The 7,787-nt window shown below is 43.1% G+C and carries 6 protein-coding genes and 1 pseudogene; 5 read left to right on the forward strand and 2 right to left on the reverse strand.

What is annotated here, in order from left to right; genetic code table 11:
• Both VIP81_RS12655 and VIP81_RS12660 read left to right on the forward strand, forming a co-directional pair.
• Window positions 1-342, forward strand: a pseudogene (locus VIP81_RS12655) (efflux transporter periplasmic adaptor subunit); the annotation flags it as partial.
• A 242-nt stretch (window positions 343-584) separates the two neighbouring features.
• The gene (locus VIP81_RS12660) at window positions 585-1,607 is read left to right on the forward strand and encodes an NAD(P)H-dependent glycerol-3-phosphate dehydrogenase (protein ID WP_331960850.1); all 1,023 of its coding nucleotides are present in this window, start codon (window positions 585-587) and stop codon (window positions 1,605-1,607) included.
• 102 nt (window positions 1,608-1,709) lie between these two features.
• On the opposite strand, the gene VIP81_RS12665 is transcribed toward VIP81_RS12660, so the two are convergent.
• Window positions 1,710-1,988, reverse strand: coding sequence for a hypothetical protein (locus tag VIP81_RS12665; protein WP_133807608.1), 279 nt, complete (start codon window positions 1,986-1,988; stop codon window positions 1,710-1,712).
• Between the two features lie 423 nt (window positions 1,989-2,411).
• Here VIP81_RS12665 and VIP81_RS12670 point away from each other — a divergent pair, with 423 nt between their 5' ends.
• The 3 genes from VIP81_RS12670 (at window position 2,412) to VIP81_RS12680 (ending at window position 6,558) form a co-directional block, all read left to right on the forward strand.
• Window positions 2,412-4,685 (forward strand): glycosyltransferase, encoded by a 2,274-nt coding sequence (locus VIP81_RS12670; protein WP_331960855.1) that lies wholly within the window; start codon window positions 2,412-2,414, stop codon window positions 4,683-4,685.
• 7 nt (window positions 4,686-4,692) lie between these two features.
• Window positions 4,693-5,055, forward strand: coding sequence for a response regulator (locus tag VIP81_RS12675; protein WP_331960858.1), 363 nt, complete (start codon window positions 4,693-4,695; stop codon window positions 5,053-5,055).
• A gap of 69 nt (window positions 5,056-5,124) precedes the next feature.
• Window positions 5,125-6,558 (forward strand): sigma-54 dependent transcriptional regulator, encoded by a 1,434-nt coding sequence (locus tag VIP81_RS12680; protein WP_331960861.1) that lies wholly within the window; start codon window positions 5,125-5,127, stop codon window positions 6,556-6,558.
• 100 nt (window positions 6,559-6,658) lie between these two features.
• Here VIP81_RS12680 and VIP81_RS12685 read toward each other — a convergent pair.
• On the reverse strand, window positions 6,659-7,787 hold a 1,129-nt coding region (locus VIP81_RS12685; RefSeq protein ID WP_331960864.1), incomplete at its 5' end, for a two-component system sensor histidine kinase NtrB.

Consider the following 7,787-nt stretch of genomic DNA (forward strand, 5'->3'; position numbering starts at 1 on the left):
ACCATTCCAATCAATTCCGTAACTACCCGTGATGCAGATACCACCAAATCTCATGGCGATAAAAAGAAACCGGAACAGGACGATACTACGCCAGGTTCTTCTGCCAACACTAAACCTGTCGTAAATGAAGTGGTGTTTGTATTACAGAAAGATGGTACCGTGAAAATGGTGGCCGTAAAAACAGGGGTACAGGACGATGCCTGGATTCAGATCACCTCCGGTCTTAACGCTGGTGATCAGGTGATCAGCGCACCATACACCGCTATCTCCCGGTTGCTCGACAATGGGAAGAAAGTAAAGGTGGTGCCTAAAGGAGATTTATTCGAAGGACAGGCAAAATAAAGCGAATGTTGTCTTTGTCCAGGATTATACTGATTTGGATGATTTTCCAGATTTTGGTTTAAGGATTTTATAAGATTAAAAAAGATTAGCGAAGAATAATGTGGACATCCGCATTGTTCTTCGCTAATCTTTTTTAATCCGGTAAAACAAAATCTGGAAAATCATCCAAATCAGTATAATCCTGGACAAAGACAAAAATCCGCTTTCTGCCTTTTTAATTACCTTGCGTAAAAAATTGCACTGTGAGCAAGAGCATTGGTATAATTGGTAGTGGTAGCTGGGCTACTGCCCTGGCTAAAATCCTGACAGACAACGGGCATCATATTCATTGGTGGATCAGAAACGAGGATACGATCCGTCATATGCAGCAGCGGCACCATAATAAGCACTATCTCACTTCTGTATATTTCGATACCAGCCTGCTATCCCTTAGCAGTGATGTAAGAGCCGTCGTAGCAGCCTGTGATGAACTGGTGCTGGCGGTGCCTTCTGCCTTTTTGGAAGATGTACTACGCCAGTTGCCCACAGATGCGCTGGAAAATAAAAAGATCATTTCTGCCATAAAAGGACTGGTGCCCAGCAACAATGTGCTGATAGGAGAGTACCTGCATACACAATTCAATTTGCCGGCCAGCCAGTATTTCACCATTACAGGGCCTTGTCATGCAGAAGAAGTAGCCAATGAGAAATTGTCTTACCTCACCTTTTCAGGTACGCATATCGCCTCCGCACAGGCCATAGCGGATAAATTTACCGGCAGCTATCTCCAAACCATTGTAAACACCGATGTGATAGGGGTGCAACTGGCGGCGGTGTTAAAAAATATTTATGCTATGGGCGCAGGTATTGCGCACGGACAGGAATACGGCGATAACTTCATCAGTGTATTCATCGCTAATTGCTTCCGGGAAATGCAGGATTTTTTGGAGAAGTATGAAGAACAAAAAGCTGCCGTGGCAGGAACGGAGCCAATGGTGCATAATTACAGTGCCAGTGCCTATTTGGGCGATCTGTTGGTGACCTGCTATTCACTGCATAGCCGTAACCGTACTTTCGGTAATATGATCGGAAAAGGATATAGCGTTAAAGCGGCACAACTGGAGCTGAATATGATTGCAGAAGGTTATTATGCCAGCAAATGCATGCACGAAATGAACAGAAACATCGGGGCTTATATGCCTGTAGCGCAGGCAGTATATGCTATCTTATGGCAACAGGTGCATCCCTCGGAAGCATTCCTGTCGCTGGAGAAAGGCTTTATATAAAATTATTTTCTACACATAAGGGTAAATGGAATCTAGGGGAAAAAACTCCCATTATCTCCCTTCGATTCCATTTGTTGTTTATGGTTCCTAGAAAAAACTTATTTAAAAATCATCGTAGTCCTCATAGTTATCCTCTCCAATCTTCATAATCGCCCGCACATTTGGGAAGTATTGTTTAATCAGGGTCGCAATCCTGGTAAAAAGATATTCATTTAACACAGGCCCCTCGTAATATTCAATTTCATTCGTTTCATCAGAGATGATATACTCCGTAATATTTCGGTCTATAATTGCCTGAAACCTCCTTTGACGCGGCAGCTTCCGCAGATTGATTTTGGTCGGTATTCCATCTACGTTGAATGTGCATGCAATGTTTCGCATAACGACGATTTTGGGTTTAATGAGAGAACGGAATGGTTTAAGTGTAATTCACATGATAGACTCGGTGCTCATACTTCAGCTAAATTAAGCTGATATGGACAAAGAACAACATTGACCGTAATTATTGATTAAATATTGTCATTTGTGCCTGTTTAACCACCCCTTCCGGTGAATTACATTACAATTATAAAGAAATATGTTTACATGGACCGTTAATCAAATGTAAATACAGAAAAAATATATCTGTTCCGGCCTTTGTGGATAGGGGACAATAAGTGTGGAAATTATTCCACATTTTTTGACGGACAAATCCGCTGTAATCCGTCAAGGCAGGCATTGGATTGATATTTGAAACATGCAGTATCCCGTCCCGAGGATAAGGGAACTGGTTACTTGTTAACTACGTTGCATAAAATTTTTGCCATGAAGATCAGAAACTTGCTTTTTGTTACGTCTTATCCGCCTCGCGAATGCGGCATTGCTACTTTCGCACAGGACCTGGTAAATGCGATGAATAAGAATTTTGCCGGCAACCTGAATATTGAAATAGCTGCACTGGAAGAATCAGGAAAATCTGCCAACGTCAAACAAACACCCGTTACATACAGTGTTAATCCATTTGATATCGACAACTGTATTGATTTTGCTCAGAAAATAAATGAGAACGATAAAATAGACCTGGTTTGTTTTGAACACGAGTTTGGCTTGTATGGTGGTGAATACGGACATAACCTGTTAGCGATGCTTTCCTTACTGGATAAGCCTTTTGTAGTTCGCTTCCATACTGTATTACCATACCCCGATCTGAAGTGTACCAAAGTAGTAAGTCTTATCAGCGCACTGGCCGCAAAAGTAATTGTGATGACCCGCTCATCCGCAGAATTGCTGCGCGGCGTATACCATGTGCCTGCCGATAAAATTGTACACATACCACACGGCACCCACGCACACATCGTAGAAGATGTGCCAGCCCTGAAAAAACAATATCAGCTGGAAGGAAAAATGGTGCTCAGCACTTTTGGACTGCTTAGCGAAAATAAAGGCGTAGAAACCGCTATCAGGGCCATGAAAGATGTTGTAAAACAATATCCGGATGCCATCTACCTGGTACTTGGAAAAACGCATCCGGTGATATCTTCCAGAGAAGGTGAAAAATACAGGAATTCACTGGAGGACCTGGTGACAGAACTGGGACTGCAGCAGAATGTACGATTTGTCAATTCCTATCTCTCCCTGAGAACATTACTCGATTATTTATCATTAACAGACATATACCTCTTTACGTCTAAGGATCCGCATCAGGCGGTAAGCGGTACTTTCGTGTATGCCATGAGCGCAGGTTGCGCCGTTATTTCTACTTCGTTTGTGCAAGCCCGCGAAATGCTGGAAGATGGCGCTGGTTGTCTGATCGATTTCAATAACCCGGAACAACTGGCAGCAAGCGCCCTGTTATTGCTGGGAGATCCTGCACTAAGACAGCAAATGAGCCAGTCGGCCATTGAAAAAACACGCAACTCTATCTGGGAAAATGTGGCTATTGCGCACATGAGCGTGATCAGCGAAGCCCTGGCAGAAGATAAAATATTGCCAAATCTGCCACCTCCATACCTCGATCATGTCGATCGTATGACAGACGAATTTGGTATGCTGCAGTTCTCAAAACACGATGTGCCGGATCCCGAATTCGGCTACACCCTGGATGATAACGCCCGCGCACTCATTGCCATGTGTATCTATGGCAATGAACTGAAACCCAGTAGCTTCGTCAATTCATTATGCCGCAAATACATCGATTTTATAGGCCACTGCCAGAAGCCTTCCGGCAAATTCCTTAACTATGTGGATATAAACGGCGACTTCTCCAATATGAATGAAGAAGTAAACCTGGAAGACGCCAACGGCCGCGCCGTATGGGCGCTGGGCTACGCACTCTCTTCACATAGAAGTCTTCCCTTTGATGTAGTACAGGACTCATTATCACTTTTCAGACAGTGCTTTAACTGGATGGAAGCACTGCAATCACCAAGAGCCATCGCTTTTACCATTAAAGGACTGTATTACTTCCTGAACTATAAACAAGGTGGAAGAGCCGCTGAGATCTTACATATTCTGGCTGCAAAATTGTATAACCATTACAAAGACGAGGCTGATGAAAACTGGCATTGGTATGAATCTTACCTGACATACGGTAATGCAGTGCTGCCCGAAGCAATGATGATGGCATACCACGTAACAGGAATAGAAGGATACCGCAAAACAGCTGAAGACAGTTTGACGTTCCTTTGCAGCAAAACCTTTACAGATAGCCATATGAAGGTCATCAGCAATAAAACATGGTATCATAAACACACCAACCAGCAACCAGAAGATGGAGGCGAACAATCCATCGAAGTAGCTTACACCATGTTGGCAATGAATACGTTTTATAACATCACAAAAAATAAATCATACCTGGAAAAAATGCGTTTGGCATTTAGTTGGTATTTAGGCAATAACCACCTGAAACAACTGGTATATAATCCGCTAACCTACGGTTGCTACGATGGCCTGGAGAAAAACAATATAAACCAGAACCAGGGCGCTGAATCTACCGTGTGTTATCTGATAGCCAGACTTTTGATGGAACAATGGAATAAACATAAGTATGTTACAACGAAACAAAATAGCCTGGAGCCTGTCCGACTCGGCTTCAACTGATAGCACAATGAAATATCCCAGCATTCTTATAATAGATGACGAACCGGATATTTGCAGACTATTGCAACTTACACTCGTGCGTCATGGATATACCGTAAAGTATGTACATGAATTAGGTGAAGGCATGCAGGCCATCTTCAAACATCAGCCGGACCTGCTTTTCCTGGATATCCATCTGCCAGATGGATCCGGACTCGAAGCACTACCGGTTATAAAGGCGAAATGTCCCACTTTACCTGTCATCACCATCAGCGCATATGACAACGCAATGGAGAAACAAACTGCCCTGAAGGCAGGAGCTGCTTTCTTCCTGGCTAAACCTTTTAGCGTAAAACATGTTGATGAACTAATAGACACAATTAAAAGCTAGGTGCCTCTTAGTATTATTAGTAATTTTAACTAAGCTTTTCTGTTGCCAATTACCACATATTAAAGAAGTATGAAAAATATTCTGATCATAGACGATGAAATTAATATCTGTACACTCCTGAGTAAGTTTCTCGGGAAACATGGATTTGATGTGGATACTACCATGACAGGTAGTGCTGCACTGAAAATGATGAAAGAGAAAACCTATGACCTGGTACTTTGCGATTACAGGCTGAAAGATACTGACGGCGCACAACTGCTGCAGGATATCCGTCAGATCAATCCTGCTACTATCGTGATCATTATCACCGGTTATACCGACGTGAGAGTGGCCGTGGAAATGGTGAAAAACGGTGCTTACGATTATTTATCCAAGCCACTGTACCCTGATGAAATCCTGAGCCTTGTGCATAAAGCCTTTGCACATAAGGAATCCGAACAGGAAAGACAAGCGGTAAGGCCCGTGGAATCCGGTAGTGAACCAGAAGTAAGGGAAACACTATTATCCCGAAACCAGAATGATAAGAACGACAAATATGTATACGGTGAAAGTGAAGGCGCGAAAGAATTAATCCGACAGATTAAACTCGTTGCCCCCACCGATTACAGTGTGATTATTTTTGGTGAAACCGGTACCGGTAAAGAATCTGTTGCACATTTAATACATCACCACAGCAAAAGAAATCAGCAACCCTTCGTGGCACTGGACTGCGGAAGTTTGTCGAAAGAACTGGCGGCCAGCGAATTATTTGGTCATGAAAAAGGTTCCTTTACAGGAGCTATCAATACCAAAATTGGCGCCTTCGAACAGGCACAGGGCGGAACACTTTTCCTCGATGAAATCTCTAACTTATCTTACGATATTCAGGTAGCGCTCCTGCGCGTACTGCAGGAAAAAGTAATACGCAGAGTAGGTAGCCTGAAAGAAATTCCAATCGATGTACGCATCATTGTAGCTTCCAATGAAAAGCTCTCTGAGTCAGTACAGCGTGGCAAATTCAGAGAAGACCTGTTCCATCGCCTGAACGAGTTTACGATCTATATTCCGCCGCTGAGAGAACGTCGCGATGACTTGCCTTTATTTACTACTTCTTTCGTAAATCAGGTAGAAAGAGAACTGGATAAATCCTGCGGGAAAATTTCTTCCGAAGTATGGGATTGTTTCAAACAATACAACTGGCCAGGTAATATCCGCGAACTGAAAAACGTCATCAGACGAGCCTGTTTGCTGACACCGGAAATGGAAGATATTACCATGTCCGCCCTGCCGCTGGAAATGAAAGAATCATTTGCACAGGCCCCGGAGGAAATACATATATCCGGTGAACTGGCACTTTTATCTAACGATAATGACCTGAAAACAGTGGCCTTGCAGGCAGAATATAATAAGATTATTAACGTGCTGAAAGAAGTGAAGTATAATAAAACAAAGGCAGCACAGGTATTGAATATAGACCGCAAAACATTGTATAACAAATTGCGGTTGCTGAATATAAACTATTAGGAGAATTACGAATTACGAATTACGGATTTGTGGGTAGATGTCCGCGTTTACTATCTCTGCGCAAATTCGTAATTCGTAATTCGTAATTCGTAATTCTTCCCTACGCCGTAGGCAACGCAATGGTAAACACACTTCCTTTTCCCGTTTCACTATCTACGTGTATTGTTCCTTTGTGATTTAAAAGAATATTTTGAGTGCTGGTTAGCCCAAGACCAGTGCCTTTCGCCTTACTGGTATAGAAAGGATCAAACAACCTGGAAAGCTTCTCTTCCGGAATCCCCATTCCATTATCTCCGATCATTAATTTTGCTTTATCATTACTACGTACGCTCGTAATCGTTAGTATACCTTTTCCGGGCACCATGGCTTCAATAGCATTGATAATAATGTTAAGAAATGCAATCACCACTTTTTCCTCATCTGCGCTTACCATGATATCCGGTGATACCAGGTTTCTCACTACCTGGATTTCGTTCAGCTGCAAACGGTCCTGCGCCAGGGCCAATGCTTTTTCTACCAGTTCGTTGATGCCGTAATTATCTATATGTAGTTCTATCATACGGGTGCTGTGCAGCAGTTCCGTAATCAGTTGATTAATGCGGGTGCAGTTACGCTCAATAATATCTGTATACAGGAGTGCATCTTCATTTGCCACCACCTCCTCTTCTTCTTTAAACTGGCTCACTGCCAGCAATATATTGGTCAGCGGATTTCTTACTTCATGGGCGATCACCCTGGCAATACGTCCGGTGATCACAAATTTTTCCTGGTGCTGCTTCTCCTGCTCTTCTCGTTTTTTATCCGTGATATCCTGTATCACACAAAGAAATATTTGTGCAGCTTCGTCTAGCGTAACAGCATTGATGAGTACCACCAGCTTTTTATTCCCGGCAGTTTTAAATTCATATTCCTGGCTTGCGGGCAAGCTGTTGTTGCCAATGTTATGGAGGAAGTGGTCGCTTTGTTCCGTAGACATGAAAAGGTCCCGCAGGTGTAATCGCAGCATTTGCTCCCTGTTGTACTGAAGGGTTCTCAGTGCGGCAGGATTGGCGTCTATGATATTTCGCTCTCCGTCTGCCAGTACAATCAGGTCATGTGCTTTTTCAAAGATGCCATAGTATTTTTTCTCACTATCCTCAATGGAACGGCGATGCATATACTCATCTACCGCGTAGCGAATAGATCGTTCCAGCAAATCGGCGGTAATTTCCCCTTTTACCAGGTAGTCG

Source organism: Chitinophaga sp. (assembly GCF_036566945.1).
GTDB lineage: Bacteria > Bacteroidota > Bacteroidia > Chitinophagales > Chitinophagaceae > Chitinophaga.

Coding starts and splice junctions, on each gene's coding strand:
- VIP81_RS12675 (WP_331960858.1), top strand. CDS start 4,693: ATGAAATATCCCAGCATTCTTATAATAGATGACGAACCGGATATTTGC.
- VIP81_RS12680 (WP_331960861.1), top strand. CDS start 5,125: ATGAAAAATATTCTGATCATAGACGATGAAATTAATATCTGTACACTC.
- VIP81_RS12665 (WP_133807608.1), bottom strand. CDS start 1,988: ATGCGAAACATTGCATGCACATTCAACGTAGATGGAATACCGACCAAA.
- VIP81_RS12670 (WP_331960855.1), top strand. CDS start 2,412: ATGAAGATCAGAAACTTGCTTTTTGTTACGTCTTATCCGCCTCGCGAA.